Raw genomic sequence first — 17,542 nt, 5'->3', positions numbered from 1 at the left:
CAACTTGCGTCCTTCGAAGGTGGTTCTGGCATTCTTGTGGCTGTTCATCCGGGGGGATTCCTCTGAGAGTTCTGAAGCGTCGTAACTCCAGTCTCCCTGACCCTTCCGGGTGAACAACCTATTGAGACATCACAGCTAGCGCGCCGGATCGTGGTGCTCGGCGAGAAATCCACCGCTCTGGTGCGCCCACAGCTTGGCGTAGATACCCCCCTGGGCCAGCAGTTGCTGGTGCGAGCCTTCTTCCACGATGCGGCCCTGGTCCATCACGATCAGGCGGTCCATGGCGGCGATGGTCGACAGGCGGTGCGCGATGGCGATCACGGTCTTGCCTTCCATCAGCGTGTCCAGGCTTTGCTGGATGGCGGCTTCGACCTCCGAATCCAGCGCGCTGGTGGCTTCGTCGAGCAGCAGAATCGGCGCGTCCTTGAGCATCACCCGCGCGATCGCCACACGCTGACGCTGGCCACCCGAGAGCTTGACGCCACGCTCGCCCACCTGCGCGTCGTAACCGCTGCGTCCTTTCAGGTCGGTCAGCGTCTCGATGAAGTCGGCCGCCTGCGCCTTGGTGGCCGCTGCGCGCATGGCGTCTTCGGTGGCGTCGGGGCGGCCGTAGAGGATGTTCTCGCGCATGGAACGGTGCAGCAGCGAGGTGTCCTGCGTGACCATGCCGATGGCTCCGCGCAGGCTGTCCTGCGTCACGCTGCGGAGATCCTGCCCGTCGATGGTGATGCGCCCGCCCTGCACGTCGTGGAAACGCAGCAGCAAATTGACCAACGTGGATTTTCCCGCGCCCGAGCGGCCGATCAGCCCCACGCGCTCGCCGGGGCGGATGTGCAGGTTCAGGTGGTCGATCACCTGCCGCCCGCCGTCCTTGTAGCCGAACACCACGTCCTCGAAAGCGATGGCGCCCTGGCGCACCTGCAGCGGCAACGCGTCCGGCGCGTCGACGATGCTGCGCGGCTTGGTCAGCGTGAGGATGCCGTCCTGGATCGTGCCCACGTTTTCGAACAACCCGGTCATCTGCCACATGACCCAGTGCGAGTAGCCCATCAGCCGCAGCGCCATGGCGATCACTGCGGCCACCACGCCGGCGCTGGCCTGGCCCTGCGTCCACAGCCACAGCGCGGTGCCACCGCTACCCAGCAGCAGCAGGGCGATCATCAGGTGGTTGGCGATCTCGAACTGGCTCACCAGCCGCATCTGCGCGTAGCCCGTGGACTTGAACGCTTCCATGGCGTTGCGTGCGTAGTCGGCCTCGCGCCGCGTGTGGGCAAACAGCTTGACGGTGGCGATGTTGGTGTAGGCGTCGGTCACGCGGCCGGTCATCAGCGAGCGCGCGTCCGCCTGCGCCTTGCCGATCTGGCCCAGGCGCGGCACGAAGTAAAAACACGCTGCGGTGTAGGCAGCGAACCAGCCGGCGAAGGGCAGCATCAGCCGCCATTCGAAGCTGGCGGACAGCACCAGAATGCCAATCATGTACACACCCACGCCGACCAGCACGTCGACCACCAGAAACACCACCTCCCGCACCGCCAGCGCGGTCTGCATGATCTTGGTGGTGATGCGGCCTGCGAATTCGTCGGCGTAGAACGACATGCTCTGGCCCAGCATCAGCCGGTGGAACAGCCAGCGCAGCCGCATGGGAAAATTGATCGCCAGCACCTGGTGCATCACCGCGGTGTGCAAGGCCAGCAGCACGCCGCTGCCCAGCAGGATGGCGGCGATGCCGAACACCATGCCGCGCTCCTGCGCCCAGAAATCGGCCGGCACCGCGCCACCCAGCTTGTCGACCACCTTGCCCATGATGGCGAACAGCAGCGCTTCGTAGACCGACATCAGCGCCGAGGTCAGCGTCAGCAGCGCGATCCAGCCGCGCGAGCCCCGGGTGCAGGCCCAGACGAAGGCGAAGAACCCGGTCGGCGGCACCCGGACGTCGTGGCCGGGATAAGGCGGAATCCGCTTTTCGAAAAACTCAAACAAAATGTGCACGCTCCTTGTGGAGCGCATCGTAAAGAAATCGGGCGCCCGGCCCATGGTGGCCCGCGAAGCCCTTGCCGGGCAGGTGCGTTTACCGACCGGCTTGCACGCCGTGGCCAGGATCGACCACCGGCCGGCCAAGGTTTTTTTCAGGCCGCCGAGCACCGTCAGGCGAATGTCGGAAGCCGGCCCGTACGTTCGTCCTCTTCGCTGACGTGAGCCCGACTCATCACGCAGGAGACGAATTCACCCGACAGAATCGCCACCTTGCAGACACCGCCACCCCATGGCAGCGGCCCGGCGCCGCCATACCCGGAGGACACCCTGCCCGCCACTTCACGCGAAAGAAAGCTCGCGGCTCGCCTTGCGCATGGAGGCCAGGAGCGACCGCAGAATCGGCGAATCGTCATCATGGCGGTAGATGCAGCACAGGTCCACGTGCGCCCCCATCGGGTGATGGAGCGGACGGTAGACGATGCCCGGCAACGCCATCGAAGTCGCTGAACGCGGCACCAGCGTGACACCGAAACCGGTCGCCACCAGCGCCACCGCATGCACCACGTCGCCCACTTCCTGTGCCACCACCGGCGCATAGCCGCAGGCACGACACATGTCGTGCACCCGGTCGATGAAGCTGGGCCGGGCTCCGGTCGGGAACAGCACCAGGGGAACCTGCTCCAGCGCGTTCATGGGCACCGCCGTGTGTCCCGCCAGCGGGCTGTCGGTCGGGATGGCCACGAACAGCGGCTCGGTCAGCAGCGCCTCGCTCACCAGCCCATCGACCGGCCGCATCAGGCGGTTGAAGGCGAGCGTGATGCGGCCATGGCGCAGGGCGTCGATCTGCTCGTCCTTGACCATGTTGTGCAGGAAGATGCTGACGTCCGGGTGTTCAGCGCGAAAGGCGCGCATCAGGCGCGGGATGGCCCCGAAGATGCCGGAGCCGAAGATGGCCACGTCCACCCGCCCCAGCAGGCCCTGCGCTGCCTTGCTGCTGCGTTCGGCCGCGCGCTCGGTCATGCCCAGGATGGCACGGGCATCGTCGTAGAGCACGCGCCCCGCGTCGGTCAGCTCCACGCCGCGGTTGGTGCGGCGGAACAGCTGCACGCCTATCTGGTCTTCCAGCTGCTGGATCTGGCGCGTCAGCGGCGGCTGTGAGATGTGCAGGCGCAACGCCGCGCGCCCGATGTTTTTCTCTTCGGCGACGCAGATGAAGTAACGGAGATGACGCAGTTCCACGGTGGGCGATTCTGCCGGCCCGCACCCCTCCATACCAACAAGGGTTACTACCTAGCATTTGATATGCCCAATAGGTATTGCAGCCAGAGTTCGATGGTATTGGACGGCCCGCGACCCTGACTCCTAAAGTTCGAACCACGTTCAGCGGCCGGGTGCAGTGACGTCGATGCCCCAGCGACCCATCCACAACGACGAATGGAGACAGACAACATGGCCATGACAGGTGTATTGCGTCCCGGACACGTGCAGATCCGGGTGATGGACCTCCACGAAGGAGTGCGCCATTACCGCGACGTATTGGGCCTTGAAGAAACCGGCCGTGACGCCTCGGGCCGCGTCTACCTGCGCGGCTGGGACGAGCGCGATCACCACAGCATCATCCTGCGCCAGGCCGATCAGGCCGGCATGGACTTCTTCGGCTTCAAGGTCGACAACGAGCACTCGCTGGACAAGCTGGAAGCCGACGTCCGCGCGTTCGGCCTGAAGACCGAGCGCATTCCCGCCGGCGACCTGCTGGAGACCGGTGAGCGCGTGCGCTTCGAGATCCCCAGCGGCCATCTGATCGAGTTGTACGCCCAGAAGACCTACACCAGCCACGACCGCGGCGACAAGAACCCCGCGTCCTACTCCCGCAAGATGGACACCGGCATCGCGCCGATGCGCTTTGACCACGCGCTGCTCTATGGCCCGAACGTGGGCCAGGTGCTGGACCTGTTCACGAATGTGCTGGGCTTCCACCTGGCCGAATACGTGACCCTGCCCGACAGCGACACCAAGGGCGCGCTGTGGCTGGCCTGCTCGAACAAGGCGCACGACATTGCCTTCGTGATCCACCCCGAGCCAGGCAAGCTGCACCACGTCTCGTTCTACATGGAGTCGATCGACCGCGTTTTCCGCGCTGCCGACATCATGGCCGCCAACGACATCAAGGTCGACATCGGCCCGACCCGCCACGGCATCACCCGAGGCGGCACCATCTACGCCTGGGACCCGTCGGGCAACCGCTTCGAAACCTTCTCGGGCGGCAACACCACCTACCCCGACCAGCCCCCCATCGGCTGGACCTGGGAAGGCCTGGGCGAAGGCGGTGGCCTGGACGTCGCGCACCGCAAGATGCACGAAACCTTCCTGACCGTGGTGACCTGAACGGAAGACGCACCATGCCCGTTGCCAACATCCATGTGCTCGCCGGCCACCCTCGGCCGGTGCTCAAGCAGTTGCTGCGCGAGGCCTCGGCCGCGTTCGCCCGGGCCATCGAGGCTCCGCCCGAGCGGCTGCAGGTCTGGATCACCGAGGTCGACCCCGAGCTGTACGCCATTGCCGGTGAACCTGCTGACGAGGTGCTGCAGCGGATGCCGCGCGGCCAGGCGGAGATCCCGCTGATCCGCATGGCGCTGATGGAAGGTCGCAGCACCGAGATGCTGCACCGCGTGATGGCCGATCTCAGCGAGGTCGTGGCGCGCGTGCTGGGCGGGGATCCGCGGCGCGTGCGGGTACAGATCGACCACATCCACCCCGACCGCTGGGCCATCGGCGGCGTGCCCGCCAGCCGGGCCCGCGCGGCCGAACTGGCGGCCCGCGCAGCGAGCCAGGCCACGGCCTGAACCCCGCGTGGGATCGGCGCACGCCCGCGCCGGCCTCACCTGCATGCTTCTTTTCCTCACGGCTTCTCCATGTCCCACACGCTGCACTTCATCAACGGCGAATTCGTTCCCTCGGCCTCCGGCAAGACCTTCGAGAAGCGCTCGCCCTGCGACAACCGCCTCATGGGCACCGTGGCCGAAGGCGGCCAGACCGAGGTGGACGCTGCGGTGGCTGCTGCCAAGGCCGCGCTGCACGGCGACTGGGGCAAGATGCCGACCGACAAACGCGTGGCCATGCTGCACGCGGTGGCCGACGGCATCACCAAGCGCTTCGACGACTTTGTCGCCGCCGAAGAGGCCGACACCGGCCAGCCGCACCACGTCATCGCGCACGCCTTCGTGCCGCGTGGCGCGGCCAACTTCAAGATCTTTGCCGACATCATCAAGAACGTGCCGGCCGAGAGCTTCGTGATGGACACGCCAGACGGTGCCGGCGCGCTGAACTACGCGATCCGCAAGCCCAAGGGCGTGATCGGCGTGATCAGCCCCTGGAACGCACCGTTCCTGCTAATGACCTGGAAGGTCGGTCCGGCACTGGCCTGCGGCAACACCGTGGTGGTCAAGCCGAGTGAAGAAACGCCTGCCACCGCCACGCTGCTCGGTGAAGTCATGAATGCGGTCGGCGTGCCCGCCGGCGTCTACAACGTGGTGCACGGCTTCGGCCCCGACGCGGCCGGCGAACAGGTCACGCGCCACGACGACGTCGACGCCATCACCTTCACCGGCGAGACCCGCACCGGCACGGCCATCATGAAGGCCGCCGCCGACGGCATCCGCGACGTCTCGTTCGAACTGGGCGGCAAGAACGCCGGCATCGTGTTCGCCGATTGCGACTTCGACGCCGCGGTGGAAGGCATCTTCCGCTCGGCCTTCATGAACACCGGCCAGGTCTGCCTGGGCACCGAGCGCGTCTACGTGCAGCGCCCGATCTTCGAGCGCTTCGTCGCTGCGCTCAAGGCCCGCTGCGAAGTCGTGAAGTACGGCCGCCCCAGCGACGCCGGCAGCAACTACGGCCCGCTGATCAGCCAGGAACACAAGCGCAAGGTGCTGAGCTACTACGCCAGGGCCATGCAAGAGGGCGCCACGCTCATCACCGGCGGCGGCGTGCCCGACATGCCGGCCGAGCTGCGCGAAGGCGCGTGGGTACAACCCACCATCTGGACCGGCCTGCCCGAAACCGCCAGCGTGGTGCGCGAAGAAATCTTCGGCCCCTGCTGTCACATTCGCCCCTTCGACGAGGAGGACGAGGTCGTGGTGCTGGCCAATGCCAACCGCTACGGTCTGTCCACCACCATCTGGACCGAGAACCTCAAATGCGCGCACCGCATGGCCGCAGCCATCGACGTCGGCATCACCTGGGTCAACAGCTGGTTCCTGCGTGATCTGCGCACGCCGTTTGGCGGCAGCAAGCAGAGCGGCATCGGCCGCGAAGGCGGCGTGCACTCGCTGGAGTTCTACACCGAGATGCGCAACGTCTGCATCAAGCTGTGACCCCCCTTGCGCCGCCTGCGGCGTCACCCCCCAGGGGCGGCGCTGGCGGCCCGGCACAGCCGGTTCCGCGGCGCCCTGGAGGCTTCGCCACCCACACACCCCTTCATTCGTCTATGTCACCTGACCTGATTCAACACTGCGGCGACGAGCTGTATGACGCGTGGCTCGAGCGCCGCGTGCTCGCGCCCCTCCTGGAACGCTTCCCCGACATCAGCACCCAGGATTCGTACGCCATCTCGCTGCGCATGGTGGCCCGCCGCGTATTGGCCGGCGAAACCATCATCGGCAAGAAGATCGGCGTGACCAGCAAGCCGGTGCAGGACATGCTGGGCGTGTACGAACCCGACTTCGGCCAGCTCACCAGCGGCATGGTCTGCACCGAGGCCGACGGCGTGGACCTGAACCAGATGATCCAGCCCAAGGCCGAAGCCGAACTGGCCTTCGTGCTCGAACGCGACCTGGTCGGCCCCGGTATCACCGCGACCGACGTGATCCGCGCCACCGCCTACGTCTCGCCCTGCTTCGAGATCGTCGACTCGCGCATCCGGGACTGGAAGATCAAGATCCAGGACACCGTTGCCGACAACGCCAGCTGCGGCGTCTTCCTGCTGGGCAACGCCAAGGGCGACCCGCGCAAGCTCGACCTGCAACTGGCCGGCATGGCCCTGCAGCGCAACGGCGCACTGCACTCCACCAGCGTGGGCGCGGCCGTGCAGGGTTCGCCCATCAACGCCGTGGTCTGGCTGGCCAACACCCTGGGCAAGCTGGGCCTGCCCTTCCGCGCCGGCGAAATCATTCTCTCGGGCTCGCAGTCACCGCTGCTGCCCGTCGCCGACGGCGACGAACTGGTCTGCACCATCGGCGGCCTTGGCCAGTGCCGCGCCCGCTTCCACGGAAAGGCCAGCGTCGCATGAACTCGCCCACCACCACCCTCAATCCGCTGAGCATGGAACGTGCGCTGTCCGACGCCGACATCGCCACACTCACCGACCGCATCGAGGCCGCGCAGACGCAGGCCAGGGCGATCCCCAAACTGACCGAAGACTTCCCCGGCATGACGCTGGGTGACGGTTACGCGGTGCAGCTCGCGCTGCTGCGCCGCTGGCTGGCGGAAGGCCAACGCCAGGTCGGCTGGAAGGCCGGCCTCACGTCCAAAGCCAAGATGGACCAGATGGGCGTGCGCGTGCCGACCGTCGGGTTCCTGCTGGCCAACTTTTTCCGGCCCGAGAACTCGGTCATCCAGACCAGCGACCTGGTGCACCCGCGCGTCGAGTGCGAGGTCGCCTTCGTCACCAAGGCCGACCTGTCGGGCCCCGACCTGACGCGCGAACAGGTGCTGGCCGCGACCGACTTCGTCGTGCCCGCGGTCGAGGTCATCGACTCGCGCTTCTCGGGCTTCAAGTTCGACCTGCCCAGCGTGGTGGCCGACAACAGCTCGTCGGCGCGCTACGTGACGGGCGGCCGCGCGCGCCTGCCGGCCGACGTCGATCTGTCCACCCTGGGCGTGGTGATCGAGAAGAACGGCGAGGCTGTGGCCATGGGCTCGTCGGCCGCCGTCGCCGGCCACCCGGCCGACGCGGTCGCGCTGGTCGTGAAGGTGCTGCATGAGATCGGCCAGCACCTGCCGGCCGGCAGCTTCGTCATGAGCGGCGGCATCACCGAGGCCATTGCCGTGGCGCCCGGCGATTGCGTCAGCGCCCGCTTCCAGGCGTTGGGCAGCGTGTCCATGCGCTTCGCCTGAGTCGCCCCATCACCGCACCACCCATCGCAAGGAGACATTCATGCATTCCCGACGCAAGCTGCTGATTTCGGCACTGACCTTGACCGCCCTGGGCCTGGCTGGCCCCGCGGCGCTCGCCCAGAGCGCCTACCCCAACAAGCCGATCCGGCTGATCGTGCCCTTCCCGCCCGGGGGGCCTACCGACATCATGGGCCGTGTGGCGGCCAAGGTGCTGATCGACCGGCTCAAGCAGCCGGTGGTGGTCGACAACCGACCCGGCGCCGGTGGCAACCTGGGCACCGATGCCATCGCCAAGGCACCGGCCGACGGCTACACCATCGGCATGGGCGTGATCAGCAGCCTGGCCATCGCCCCTGCGCTGAACCCCAAACTTCCCTTCAACGTCAAGACCGACCTCACGCCGATCTCGATGGTGGGCATCGCCAGGGGCGCCATCGTCGCCCACCCCAGTGCACCGTTCAACGACCTCAAGGGCTTGATCGCCTACGCCAAGGCCCACCCGGGCAAGCTGAGCTATGGCAGCTCGGGCGTCGGCACCTCGAACCATCTCGCCGGCGAATACCTCTCGGCGCTGGCCGGCATTGACATGGTGCACATACCCTACAAAGGCAGCTCGCAACTCGCACAAGACCTCCTGGGCGGCCAGTTGCCGCTGAGCTTCGAGAGCTCGCTCACCAGCGCCGCGCCGAACGTGCACAGCGGCAAGCTCAAGGCCATCGCCGTCACATCGGCCACCCGTTCGGCGCTGCTGCCGGGCGTGCCCACCGTGGCCGAACAAGGCTTCCCCGGATTCGACGTGCCCACCTGGCTCGGCTTGATCGGCCCCGCCCAACTGCCCAGGGACGTGGTCACCATGCTCAACAAAGCGTTGGGGGAAGGCCTGGCCAGCCCCGAAGCCATCGATCAGTTCGCGCAGTTCGGTGCCGAGCCCCGGCCCGGTACGCCCGAGCAATTCACCGAGTACATCGCCGCGGAAACCGCCCGCTGGGGCAAGGTGATCCGCGACGCCAAGATCACCATCGACTGAAAGCATCCGACGTGAGCAAGAAAATCAAATGCGCCTTGATCGGCTCGGGCAACATCGGCACCGACCTGATCTACAAGATCCAGCGCAGCCCCGTGCTGGATCCCGTGTGGATGATCGGCATCGACCCGAGCTCCGAAGGCCTGCAACGCGCCCGCGACATGGGCCTGAAGACCACGGCCGACGGTGTGGACGGCCTGCTGCCGCATGTGGCCGCAGACGGCATCCAGATCGCCTTTGACGCCACCAGCGCCTACGTGCACGCCGAGAACTCGCGCAAGCTCAATCAACTGGGCGTGCTGATGGTCGACCTGACGCCTGCGGCCATCGGCCCGCTGTGCGTGCCGCCGGTGAACCTGAAGACACTGGCCGACCAGCAGGTCATGAACGTCAACATGATCTCCTGCGCCGGCCAGGCGACGATTCCCATCGTCAACGCCGTCAGCCGCGTGCAGAGCGTGGGCTACGCCGAGATCGTCGCCAGCCTGGCCAGCAAATCCATCGGCCCCGGCACGCGCGCCAACCTCGACGAGTTCACCTACACCACGTCGAACGCCATCGAGAAGGTGGGCGGCGCGCGCAAGGGCAAGGCCCTGGCCATCATCAACCCGGCCGAGCCGCCGATGATCATGCGCAACACCATCCAGTGCCTGTGCGATGAGGAGCCGGACCAGGCCCGCATCACCGAATCCATCATGGCCATGATCGCCGAGGTGCAGAAGTACGTGCCGGGCTACAAGCTGGTCAACGGCCCGCTGTTCGACGGCCAGCGCGTCGCGGTGTTCATGCAGGTTGCGGGCCTGGGCGACTACCTGCCCACCTACGCCGGCAACCTCGACATCATGACCGCGGCCGCCTGCCGCACCGCCGAAATGTTCGCCCAGGAAATCCTGGCCGGCACCATTCAACTCAAGCCCACGGCTGCTGCCGTGGCCGCCTGAAGGAACCCATTCCCATGAACACCCGGACGAACCTCCAGGGCCGCAAGGTCCTGCTGCACGACATGTGCCTGCGCGACGGCATGCACGCCAAGCGCGAACAGATTTCGGTGGAACAGATGGTCAAGGTCGCGACCGCGCTGGACGACGCGGGCGTGCCCCTGATCCAGGTCACGCACGGCGCGGGCATGGGCGGCAACTCGCTGCAGCACGGCTTCGCGCTGGCCAGCAACGAGGACTACCTCAAGGCCGTCTGCCCGAAGATGAAACAGGCCAAGGTTTCGGTGCTGCTCATTCCCGGCCTGGGCACCATGCGCGAGCTGCAGAGCGCCTACGACTGCGGTGCGCGCAGTGTGCACGTGGCCACCCACTGCACCGAAGCCGACACCTCGCCCCAGCACATCGCGTTCGCGCGCAAGCTGGGCATGGACACCACGGGCTTTTTGATGATGGCCCACCTCAACACGCCCGAAGGCCTGGCCCAGCAGGGCAAGCTGATGGAGGGCTACGGCGCGCAGACCATCTACATCACCGACTCGGCCGGCTACATGCTGCCCGACAATGTGAAGGACCGCGTCAGCGCGCTCCAGGCGGTCCTCAAACCCGAGACCGAGATCGGCTTCCACGGCCACCACAACCTGGGCCTGGGCATCTGGAACTCGATCGCCGCCATCGAGGCCGGTGCCTCGCGCATCGACGGCTCGGTGGCCGGCCTGGGCGCGGGCGCGGGCAACACGCCGCTCGAAGCCTTCCTGGCGGTGTGTGAACGCCTGGGCATCGAAACCGGCGTCGACCTGTTCAAGCTGATGGACGTGGCCGAAGACGTGATCGTGCCCATGATGGACCACATGGTCCGCGTCGACCGCGACTCGCTCACGCTCGGTTTTGCCGGCGTTTACTCCACCTTCCTGCTGCACGCCAAGCGGGCCGCCGCGCGCTTCGGCGTACCGGCACGCGACATCCTGGTCGAACTCGGCCGCAAGAAGATGATCGGCGGCCAGGAAGACATGATCGAAGACACGGCCATGACCATGGCGAAAGAACGCGGCCTGCTCAAGAGCGCAGCATGAGCAGCACCACAAAAGAGATCGCCATCGTCGTCGGCAGCACCGGCGCGATGGGCCAGCACATCACGCGCCGCCTGGCCAACGCGGGCCTGCAGGTCATTGCCGTGGCACGCACGGCCGACAGCCTGAACGAACTGGCCCAACAGGTGCCGGACATCCGCGCCTGCGCCGCCAACATCGGCGACGACTCGGCCATCGCCGCCATCCGTGGGCAGATCGACGCCCCCGTGCGCATGCTGGTGCAGGGGGCGGGCGTGGCCACGGCCGGCGGCGTGCTCGACGCGCCCACCGCCGCCATCACCGACGCGGTCAACATCAAGGTCGGCGGCCTGCTGCGCCTGGTGCGCGCGGCCGACGCGCGACTGGCGAAGGGCTCGCGCATCGTCGCCATCGGCGGGCACTACGGCTTCGAGCCGAGCGCCTACGCGGCCACCGCCGGCGTGGCCAACGCGGCCCTGGCCAACGTGGTGCGCCAGCTCAGCTGGGCCTACGGACCGCGCGGCGTGACGGCCCACCTGGTGGCACCCGGCCCGGCCGACACCGAGCGCCTGCGCCGGGTCGCCACCGCGCGCGGTGCTCAGGACGGCCTGGACGCCGACGCCGTGTTGGAACAGATGCGCAGCGAGTCCGCCATCGGCGCCTTCACCACCGTCGAGCAGATCGCCTGGGCCATCGGCCTGCTGCTCGACCCGCACGCCGACGCCCTGGCCGGCAGCACCCTGTTCATGGACGCCGGCCGAAGAAAAGGCCTGCCCTGACGCCGTTCGGCGAACGACCCGTTCCCGTTATCTCGCGCCCGGACTGGATGGCGGCAGACGCCGTCGGGTCGGCTGGATGGCACCGACGCTGGATTCTCCACCGCCAGCGACCGGTTTCTGATGGTGGGCAAAAAAACGATGAGAGACAAGATGCAACAGAGTTTTTTCAAATCCGTCCGTTTCGCGCTTCGCCATGGGCAGCGCTGGTGGCGCGCCGCTGGCCTGGTCCTGGGTCTGCTGTTCCTGCAAGGCGCCATGGCCCAGACGAACAACTACCCGTCGAAACCCCTACGGTTGATCGTTCCCTTTCCGCCGGGCGGCCCCGTGGACGTCATCGGGCGGGTCACCGCCGATGTGCTGAGCCAAGCCCTGGGACAACCCGTCGTGGTGGAGAACCGGGCCGGTGCTGGCGGCGTGATCGGCACGGACCTGGTAGCCAAGGCGCCAGCGGACGGCTACACCCTGGGAATCGGCCCCATCAGCAGTCTGTCCATCACGCCGGCCATGGGAAAGAAAACCCCCTACAACGTGGACACCGACCTCACGATGGTGTCCCTGCTCGGCAAAGTCGTCGGCGCCCTGGTCGCGCACCCGGGCGCCCCTTTCGACACGCTGGAGCAAATGATCGCCTATGCCAAGGCCCATCCCGGCGAGCTCACCTACGCGAGCTCGGGACCAGGTACATCCTCGCACCTGGCCGGTGAGTACCTGAGCGCCCGCGCGGGTGTGAAGATGGTGCATGTGCCGTACAAGGGAACGGCCCCCGCCATCCAGGACCTGCTTGGCGGGCAGGTTCCCCTCTACTTCGAGACGTCGCTGGCAGCCGCTGCCGCCATGGTGAATGACAAACGCCTGAAGGCGTTGGCCATCACAGGGCCCGCTCGGTCGGCCCTGCTACCCGGTGTGGCCACCGTGGCAGAACAAGGCTTCCCCGGCTTCGATGTGTCCCCTTGGATGGCCTTGATCGCGCCTGCCCAGTTGCCGGAGCCGTTGGTCGAAAAGCTCAACAAGGCGGTCCGGGAGGGAATGACGTCGCCGCAGGTGGCCAAGCGCCTCGCCCTCATCGGTGGCATGGCGGAAACCTCCTCGCCAGCCGAGGCCCGCAAGTTCGTCCAGAACGACACGGCCCACTGGCGCAAACTCATCAAGGACGCGAACATCCGCTTTGATTGATCGCGACGTCCCTCGGAGCCAAGCCCATGAGTCACCAGACATCGACCTCGTCGCTGATGGGCAGGCGAGCGCTGAGGCAGCGTGGCTTTATTTCGCTGTCGGCATCACGAACTCGGCGCCCTTGCCAATCGACTCCGGCCAGCGCTGCATGATGGACTTCTGCTTGGTGTAGAAGCGCACGCCCTCTTCGCCATACGCGTGCATGTCGCCGAACAGACTCTTCTTCCAGCCACCAAAGCCCTGCCAGGCCATGGGCACGGGGATCGGCACGTTGATGCCAACCATGCCGACCTGGATGCGCCGGGCGAATTCGCGCGCCACGTTGCCGTCGCGGGTGAAGCAACTGGTGCCGTTGCCGAATTCGTGGTCGTTGATCAACTGCACGGCTTCGCCGAAATCGGCCACGCGCACGCAGCTGAGCACCGGGCCGAAGATCTCTTCCTGGTAGATCTTCATCCCGGGTTTCACGTGATCGAACAGCGTGCCGCCCATCCAGAAACCGTTGTCGCAGCCTTCGCCGGCCTGCTTGCCGTCGAAGCCGCGACCGTCCACCAGCAACTGTGCGCCTTCGGCCTTGCCCGCGTCGATGTAGCCGCTGATGCGGGCATGCGCGGCGGCCGTCACGATGGGGCCCATCTCGGCCGCCAGGTTGGTGCCGTTGAGCACCTTCAGTGTCTGGGTGCGCTCGATCAGCTTGGGGACGATCTTGTCGGCCACGTCGCCCACCAGCACCGCCACGCTGATCGCCATGCAGCGCTCGCCCGCCGAACCATAGGCCGCGCCGATCAGGGCGTCCACCGCTTGGTCGAGGTCGGCGTCGGGCATCACGACCATGTGGTTCTTGGCGCCGCCCAGGGCCTGCACGCGCTTGCCGTGGTGGGCGCCGGTTTCGTAGATGTAGTTGGCGATCGGGGTGGAGCCGACGAAGCTGATGGCCTTGACGTCGGGGTGCACCAGCAGAGCATCCACAGCCTCCTTGTCGCCCTGCACCACGTTGAACACGCCGTCGGGCAGGCCGGCCTGCTGGAGCAGGTCGGCGATCATCAGGCTGGCCGACGGGTCGGTCGGACTGGGCTTGAGCACGAAGGTGTTGCCGGCGGCGATGGCGACCGGGAACATCCACATGGGCACCATGACCGGGAAGTTGAACGGCGTGATGCCGGCCACCACGCCCAGGGGCTGGCGGATGGTCCAGTTGTCCATGCCGGTGGAGACCTGGTCGGTGAAATCGCCCTTGAGCAGTTGCGGGATGCCGCAGGCGAATTCGATGATGTCGATGCCGCGGGCGACTTCGCCCTGCGCGTCGGTGAACACCTTGCCGTGTTCGGCGGTGATGGCGTGCGCCAGCGCGTCCTTGTGCTGGTTGACCAGCTCCAGGAACTTGAACATCACGCGCGCGCGGCGGATGGGCGGCGTGTCGGACCAGGCCGGGAAGGCGGCCTGCGCAGCAGCCACGGCGGCCTTCACATCAGCCGCGTTGGCCAGCGGCACCCGTCCGGTGACAGCGCCGGTGGCCGGGTTGGTCACGTCCTGAGCACGGGCGGACGTGCCGGCGCTGCGGGCGCCACCGATGTAATGGGGAATGTCGGCGACGGCGGGGTGACGGGCGTTCATGCGGGGTTCCTGTGGATGAATGCCCGCAGTCTAGAAAGCAGCCCGGCCCGGTACAAGATCGGAACCTTGAAATGATTGTTCATTCTGATGAACAATCAACCCCATGAATCCCCAGAAGATGGCCGACCTCTGGAGCCACTGCCACTGGCTCACCGTGCTGGCCGAACAGGGCAGCTACACCGCCGCCGCCGCCCACCTGGGCGTGAGCAAGGCGGCCATGAGCCAGCGCATGGCCGACCTCGAACGGGTCGCGGGCGTGCCCCTCGTGCAGCGCACCACGCGCAGCGTGCGCCTGACCGAAGCCGGCCAGCGGCTGGTCGACCAGACCCGCACGGCCTTCGATCAGATCGCGCAGAGTTTTGCCCAGGTTCGCGATCTGGCCGAAGCGCCGCAAGGGCTGCTGCGCGTGACCGCGCCGGTGGCCCTGGCGCGCCAGCAGATCGTGCCGCTGCTGCCCGGTTTCCTGCACCAGTACCCGCGGGTGCGCATCGAGCTCAATCTCTCCGACCGCCTGAGTTCGCTCGCCACCGAGGGCTTCGACCTTGCGATCCGCCACACCGCGCACCCGCCCGACACCCACGTTGCGACGGAGCTGTGCACCACACGCTCCGTGCTCGTCGCCAGCCAGGCTTACCTGCATCGTGCCGGCACGCCGCAGCGGCCAAAGGATCTGTCCGCCCACAACTGCCTGCATTACCCGCGCCCGCAGGAGCGGCCCGCCTGGACCCTGGAGCCCCGCCACAAGAAGGACGGTCGGGAGCGCGTCACGGTACAGATCGCAGGCACCCTGAGCGCCAACAACAGCGAAGCCCTGCGCGACGCCGCTCTGGCCGGACTGGGCGTCGCGCTGCTGCCGGACTTCAGTGCCCAGTCGGCGTTGCAGACCGGCCAACTGGTCGAGGTCCTGCCGGGCTGGACCCCCGTCGGCTCGTTCGCCGATCGCATCTACGCCGTGCGGCCTTACGCGGCCCACGTGCCGCTGGCGGTCAAGGCGCTGGTCGTTTTTCTGCGCGAGTCGCTGGCGAAGGGGTTCTCATAAGGCCCGCCGTTCAGAGGCAGTGCCCTGCTGGACCGGCCAGCCGACAGACTACCGACGTGTCGACGCCCCCCCTGGCCGGAATTCCCTCCCCATCTCCAGCACCTTGAAATTCAGCAGGTGCGTGGCCAGCACGGTCTCCCACATGAACGCGCCCAAAGCCACCAGGAACGACAGCACCCCCAGCAGAAAGCAGCCGACCGCGATCTGTGGCCATTGCATTTCCCAGGCCTGCCCGAGGAACAGCGAGACGATGGTCACGCCGATGAAGAACCCGCACAGACCCAGGCAACCGATGGCGAAGTTGGCGATGCGCCCGCGCTTGCGCAACAGGGTCAGCTCCACCAACAGGCGATCAATCACCTCCTGATCCGCACTCGCCCTCACCTTGTCTTCCAGCACCCGCGCCCGGTCGATGATGCGCGCCAGCCGGCCCGCCACGGCGCTGATCATGCCGGCCACCGCGGTCAGGAAAAACACGGGCGCCACCGCCAGCTGCACGCTGTGGGTGACCGAGGTGACATCGAGGGGCAGGTTCATGGCGCAAGAGAATCCGGCGAAAAGCCAGCATGGTACGCAAAGCGCCCTGCCTGGTGCCCCTCCGGTCGGCCCTGCTGCGGCTAAACTGCGGCGCAACAAGATTCAAGGAGGTGTGTGTGCATGAAGTCCCGGTCATGGTTCGGAGCCGCGCGTGGCGGCTGCTGGGCACCCTGTGTCTGTGGGGGGCGCTGATGGCCTGCCAACCCACCCATTCCGCCGGCCCCGCGCCCGGTACCGCCAGCGCCACCGGCGCGGCCAAGAACGACAAGTCGGCACAGGAACACCTCTGGCGGGTCAACCCATCGCCCCAGGAGGGCTTCGAGGTGGTGTTCGAGCTGCACGATGCGCCTGGGCCGTTCGCACGCTTTGGGGGGGCTGCGCACTACCAGTCCTTCAACTGCAACTTCGTGACCAGCGAGTGGGCCGGCACGCGCAGCCAGCCCACCAAAATGATTCTGCTGGCAGCGGAGCAGATCGACACCACCCACTACCGTGCTACGTTCTACCGCGACGGCCTGCTCGACGAGGACTACTACGGCAAAGGGGTTTGCCACTGGGAGCTGATCGGCGTGACGGTGGGGTTCAAAGCCACGGGTGCAGAAGTCGAGACCAACTATTCGTTCGACCTGGACAAAAAAGCCTGGCGCGACGGTGGCCAGGACAAGCGGTATTACTGGAAGGGCGACTACCCCTCCTTACCCATTGGTGGCGACAATCCTGGCAGGCAAAATCCTGATGGCTTCTCTGCCGCCTTCCGCGGCAACCTCTTCTCGATCTCGGCCACAGTGAGGGCGAAGCCATGAGCGTTTCCAGTCAGGACTACGCCAACCTGGCCGACGATGTGTACAAGCCGCAGAGGCCCGGTGTGTTTCTGAATCGGGACACGGCCCCCAAAACCACCGTTGGCGGCATCCAGTACCTCATCCGCGCCCATGTCGACAACCCCAAGACCGGCTACCAGGGCACGGTCTACCAAAGAGTGGACACCGGCGAGATGGTCGTCGCCCACCGGGGCACCGAGTTCGACCGCGAAGCGTTCAAGGACGGCGTTCTCGCCGATGCAGGCATGGTGTTCAACCGTGCCAATTCGCAAGCCAACGATGCGATCGCTCTGACCGGCAAGGCGCTGGAGATTGCCGATCAGGACAGGCGCAGAGACTTTCCCGCCGGCCCGGTCACGGTCACCGGCCACTCCCTCGGGGGCACGCTGGCCCAGGTCAGTGCGCACCACTTCGGCCTCCACGGCGAAACCTTCAACGCCTACGGCGCGGCCAGCCTCAACCGCCGCATTCCCGAAGGCGGTG

General features: G+C 66.8%; 17 protein-coding genes. 13 read left to right on the top strand and 4 right to left on the bottom strand.

All coding sequences use genetic code 11. The annotated features are described in order from the left end of the window. Positions 1-135 precede the first annotated feature (135 nt). Positions 136-1,980: an ABC transporter ATP-binding protein gene (locus QQK43_RS20430; RefSeq protein ID WP_234267574.1), complete on the bottom strand. Its 1,845-nt coding sequence runs from the start codon at positions 1,978-1,980 to the stop codon at positions 136-138. 333 nt (positions 1,981-2,313) lie between these two features. Continuing rightward, the gene (locus tag QQK43_RS20425; RefSeq protein WP_284309249.1) at positions 2,314-3,213 is read right to left on the bottom strand and encodes a LysR family transcriptional regulator; all 900 of its coding nucleotides are present in this window, start codon (positions 3,211-3,213) and stop codon (positions 2,314-2,316) included. Positions 3,214-3,429: 216 nt separating this feature from the next. Between QQK43_RS20425 and QQK43_RS20420 the strand changes: the two genes are divergently transcribed. The 10 genes from QQK43_RS20420 to QQK43_RS20375 all read left to right on the top strand — a co-directional run bounded on the left by QQK43_RS20420 (position 3,430) and on the right by QQK43_RS20375 (position 13,048). After that, positions 3,430-4,359, top strand: a complete 930-nt coding sequence (locus QQK43_RS20420; protein ID WP_440589179.1) for a catechol 2,3-dioxygenase — start codon at positions 3,430-3,432, stop codon at positions 4,357-4,359. Between the two features lie 14 nt (positions 4,360-4,373). Further along, positions 4,374-4,817, top strand: coding sequence for a tautomerase family protein (locus tag QQK43_RS20415; protein ID WP_284309246.1), 444 nt, complete (start codon positions 4,374-4,376; stop codon positions 4,815-4,817). 69 nt (positions 4,818-4,886) lie between these two features. Continuing rightward, the gene (locus tag QQK43_RS20410) at positions 4,887-6,347 is read left to right on the top strand and encodes a 2-hydroxymuconic semialdehyde dehydrogenase (protein ID WP_284309245.1); all 1,461 of its coding nucleotides are present in this window, start codon (positions 4,887-4,889) and stop codon (positions 6,345-6,347) included. A gap of 113 nt (positions 6,348-6,460) precedes the next feature. Continuing rightward, a complete protein-coding gene (gene dmpE, locus QQK43_RS20405) occupies positions 6,461-7,261 on the top strand; it encodes a 2-oxopent-4-enoate hydratase (RefSeq protein ID WP_284309244.1) in 801 nt (266 codons plus the stop codon). Next, positions 7,258-8,088 (top strand): 2-oxo-3-hexenedioate decarboxylase, encoded by an 831-nt coding sequence (gene dmpH / locus QQK43_RS20400; RefSeq protein WP_370465322.1) that lies wholly within the window; start codon positions 7,258-7,260, stop codon positions 8,086-8,088. Before dmpE ends, dmpH begins: the two co-directional genes overlap by 4 nt. A gap of 40 nt (positions 8,089-8,128) precedes the next feature. Further along, positions 8,129-9,115, top strand: coding sequence for a Bug family tripartite tricarboxylate transporter substrate binding protein (locus tag QQK43_RS20395; protein WP_284309242.1), 987 nt, complete (start codon positions 8,129-8,131; stop codon positions 9,113-9,115). Between the two features lie 11 nt (positions 9,116-9,126). After that, the gene (locus tag QQK43_RS20390) at positions 9,127-10,053 is read left to right on the top strand and encodes an acetaldehyde dehydrogenase (acetylating) (RefSeq protein ID WP_284309240.1); all 927 of its coding nucleotides are present in this window, start codon (positions 9,127-9,129) and stop codon (positions 10,051-10,053) included. 14 nt (positions 10,054-10,067) lie between these two features. After that, entirely contained in the window at positions 10,068-11,120 is a 1,053-nt protein-coding gene (gene dmpG / locus QQK43_RS20385) for a 4-hydroxy-2-oxovalerate aldolase (RefSeq protein WP_284309239.1), read from the top strand. Then, positions 11,117-11,875: an SDR family NAD(P)-dependent oxidoreductase gene (locus QQK43_RS20380; RefSeq protein WP_284309238.1), complete on the top strand. Its 759-nt coding sequence runs from the start codon at positions 11,117-11,119 to the stop codon at positions 11,873-11,875. Before dmpG ends, QQK43_RS20380 begins: the two co-directional genes overlap by 4 nt. Before the next feature lie 138 nt (positions 11,876-12,013). Continuing rightward, on the top strand, positions 12,014-13,048 hold the full coding sequence (locus tag QQK43_RS20375) for a Bug family tripartite tricarboxylate transporter substrate binding protein (protein ID WP_284309237.1): 1,035 nt from the start codon (positions 12,014-12,016) through the stop codon (positions 13,046-13,048). 87 nt (positions 13,049-13,135) lie between these two features. Here QQK43_RS20375 and QQK43_RS20370 read toward each other — a convergent pair whose 3' ends face one another. Beyond that, positions 13,136-14,662, bottom strand: coding sequence for a CoA-acylating methylmalonate-semialdehyde dehydrogenase (locus QQK43_RS20370; RefSeq protein ID WP_284309236.1), 1,527 nt, complete (start codon positions 14,660-14,662; stop codon positions 13,136-13,138). A gap of 103 nt (positions 14,663-14,765) precedes the next feature. On the opposite strand from QQK43_RS20370, the gene QQK43_RS20365 reads away from it, so the two are divergent. Further along, a complete protein-coding gene (locus tag QQK43_RS20365) occupies positions 14,766-15,701 on the top strand; it encodes a LysR family transcriptional regulator (RefSeq protein ID WP_284309235.1) in 936 nt (311 codons plus the stop codon). A gap of 48 nt (positions 15,702-15,749) precedes the next feature. On the opposite strand, the gene QQK43_RS20360 is transcribed toward QQK43_RS20365, so the two are convergent. Further along, positions 15,750-16,238, bottom strand: a complete 489-nt coding sequence (locus QQK43_RS20360; RefSeq protein WP_234267577.1) for a DUF2721 domain-containing protein — start codon at positions 16,236-16,238, stop codon at positions 15,750-15,752. Between the two features lie 116 nt (positions 16,239-16,354). On the opposite strand from QQK43_RS20360, the gene QQK43_RS20355 reads away from it, so the two are divergent. Next, a complete protein-coding gene (locus QQK43_RS20355; protein ID WP_284309234.1) occupies positions 16,355-17,041 on the top strand; it encodes a hypothetical protein in 687 nt (228 codons plus the stop codon). Continuing rightward, a partial coding sequence (locus tag QQK43_RS20350) for a Tle-like phospholipase domain-containing protein (RefSeq protein WP_284309233.1) occupies positions 17,038-17,542 on the top strand: 505 nt, incomplete at its 3' end. The genes QQK43_RS20355 and QQK43_RS20350, both read left to right, overlap by 4 nt.

It is taken from the genome of Hydrogenophaga electricum (genome assembly GCF_030160815.1).
In the GTDB taxonomy this organism is placed as follows: Bacteria; Pseudomonadota; Gammaproteobacteria; order Burkholderiales; family Burkholderiaceae_C; genus Hydrogenophaga; species Hydrogenophaga electricum.
Note: the sequence above shows the minus strand (reverse complement) of the source record. Positions and strands in the feature narration are given on the sequence as shown.

Excerpts from the sequence above, each read along its gene's own strand:
- QQK43_RS20420 (WP_440589179.1), top strand. The coding sequence starts at position 3,430 with ATGACAGGTGTATTGCGTCCCGGACACGTGCAGATCCGGGTGATGGAC.
- QQK43_RS20415 (WP_284309246.1), top strand. The coding sequence starts at position 4,374 with ATGCCCGTTGCCAACATCCATGTGCTCGCCGGCCACCCTCGGCCGGTG.
- QQK43_RS20375 (WP_284309237.1), top strand. The coding sequence starts at position 12,014 with ATGAGAGACAAGATGCAACAGAGTTTTTTCAAATCCGTCCGTTTCGCG.
- QQK43_RS20380 (WP_284309238.1), top strand. The coding sequence starts at position 11,117 with ATGAGCAGCACCACAAAAGAGATCGCCATCGTCGTCGGCAGCACCGGC.
- QQK43_RS20360 (WP_234267577.1), bottom strand. The coding sequence starts at position 16,238 with ATGAACCTGCCCCTCGATGTCACCTCGGTCACCCACAGCGTGCAGCTG.
- dmpG (WP_284309239.1), top strand. The coding sequence starts at position 10,068 with ATGAACACCCGGACGAACCTCCAGGGCCGCAAGGTCCTGCTGCACGAC.
- dmpE (WP_284309244.1), top strand. The coding sequence starts at position 6,461 with ATGTCACCTGACCTGATTCAACACTGCGGCGACGAGCTGTATGACGCG.
- dmpH (WP_370465322.1), top strand. The coding sequence starts at position 7,258 with ATGAACTCGCCCACCACCACCCTCAATCCGCTGAGCATGGAACGTGCG.
- QQK43_RS20370 (WP_284309236.1), bottom strand. The coding sequence starts at position 14,662 with ATGAACGCCCGTCACCCCGCCGTCGCCGACATTCCCCATTACATCGGT.
- QQK43_RS20365 (WP_284309235.1), top strand. The coding sequence starts at position 14,766 with ATGAATCCCCAGAAGATGGCCGACCTCTGGAGCCACTGCCACTGGCTC.
- QQK43_RS20410 (WP_284309245.1), top strand. The coding sequence starts at position 4,887 with ATGTCCCACACGCTGCACTTCATCAACGGCGAATTCGTTCCCTCGGCC.
- QQK43_RS20395 (WP_284309242.1), top strand. The coding sequence starts at position 8,129 with ATGCATTCCCGACGCAAGCTGCTGATTTCGGCACTGACCTTGACCGCC.